This is a genomic window from Moorena sp. SIO4E2 (assembly GCF_010671945.1).
Lineage (GTDB): Bacteria > Cyanobacteriota > Cyanobacteriia > Cyanobacteriales > Coleofasciculaceae > Moorena > Moorena producens.
The window spans coordinates 1-1,596 of sequence record NZ_JAAHIE010001143.1; the positions used below are offsets into that span (position 1 = coordinate 1).

Consider the following 1,596-nt stretch of genomic DNA (forward strand, 5'->3'; position numbering starts at 1 on the left):
AGTCAACGGTATCACGACCTTCTCCACCGTCAAAATAGTTAACACCGCCACTGTCTTGGAAAGTATCATTTCCTGCACCACCGACATATTTGTCATCACCCTCTAAACCCAAGAAAGTGTTGTCAACTTCGTTACCAGTGAGTTCGTCATTAAAATTAGTACCTACGGCTCTTTCGATACTAATTAAAGTTTGTGCTACTTCCTGATCTTGCTCATCGGTGTAACTAGCAGTGCCTTCAGCCAGATTCAGCTTAATACCAGAGTTGATTAGATTTTGAAAGTCAACGGTATCAAGACCTTCTCCACCGTCAAAATAGTTAACACCGGCACTGTCTCGGAAAACGTCATTTCCTGCGCCACCGACATATTTGTCATCACCCTCTAAACCGGAGAAACTGTTGTCAGCCTCGTTACCGATCAGTTCGTCATTAAAATTAGTACCTACTGCTCTTTCAATACTAATTAAAGTTTGTGTTACTTCCTGACTTTGATCATCGGTGTAACTAGCAGTGCCTTCAACCAGATTCAGCTTAATACCAGAGTTGATTAGCTCTTGAAATTCAACGGTATCAAGACCTTCTCCACCATCAAAATAATTAACACCGGCACTGTCTCGGAAAGTATCATTCCCAGCACCGCCTTGGAGGACATCATTACCACTATCACCCCAAATTCGGTCATTCCCAGCGCCACCTTGAATTACATCCTCACCTTCTCCACCAAAGAGTGTATCATTCCCTTCATTTCCTTGGATTACATCATCACCCTGATCTCCAGAAATTACATCATTACCTAGATTTCCCTGGATAAGATCATTGCCTTCCCGTCCTCGAACAATATCGTTTCCATCTAAAGCTTGAATGATGTCGTTTTCAGAGAGACCTTCTAAATTATCTTCGTTGAGGGTTCCTAAAATAATTGCCATTTTTTTATCTACTCCGATAATGGAATATTGATGCTGACAATTGAATATTATGAATGTAGTCCTATTTTATAAAAAAAATTAAAAATAAAGGGCAGGGCTGTTTCTGGCGTCGAGCTAAAATTTGTTTTATTGGTGGGGAGATAGGGAAATAGGGAGATAGGAAGATAGGAGAAATTAAACCGAATCAAAAGGTATTTTTAACCTTAAAAAAACCTCTTCCCGATTCCCGATTCCCGACTCCCTACTCCCTACTCCCTACTCCACTAAGAAGCGCTACACCTTAGCCTCTTCTTTCACTAACTTATCCCAACCCAAATCCTTGAGACTGTTATTGCGACGTAACGGACGGGTTGCCAATTCCAGAATATCTCGGGCATTAGTAAAGCCGTGCATTTGAGCAAAGGTAAACTCAACGGACCACTTAGTATTAATCCCTCGTGCTTCCAAAGGATTAGCATGAGCCATACCGGTAATCACCAAATCCGGCTTCAAGTCATAAATCCGCTGAATCTGGTTGAAATTGTCTGGCTTCTCGATAATCTTGGGAGTTGGTACACCCATTTCGTGGCAAGTCTGTTCTAACAGAGCTAACTCAGCTTTCTGATAACGCTTATCCATGTAAGGGATACCGATTTCATGGCAAGTCATACCGCAACGAACCAGGAAACGAG

Annotated in this window: 1 protein-coding gene and 1 pseudogene; both read right to left on the reverse strand. The window is 41.9% G+C overall.

The genetic code is table 11. From position 1 onward, the window contains the following. A partial coding sequence (locus F6K37_RS41570) for a calcium-binding protein (RefSeq protein WP_287257109.1) occupies positions 1 to 925 on the reverse strand: 925 nt, incomplete at its 3' end. A gap of 273 nt (positions 926 to 1,198) precedes the next feature. Continuing rightward, positions 1,199 to 1,596: pseudogene (locus F6K37_RS41575) on the reverse strand (ferredoxin:protochlorophyllide reductase (ATP-dependent) subunit N); the annotation flags it as partial.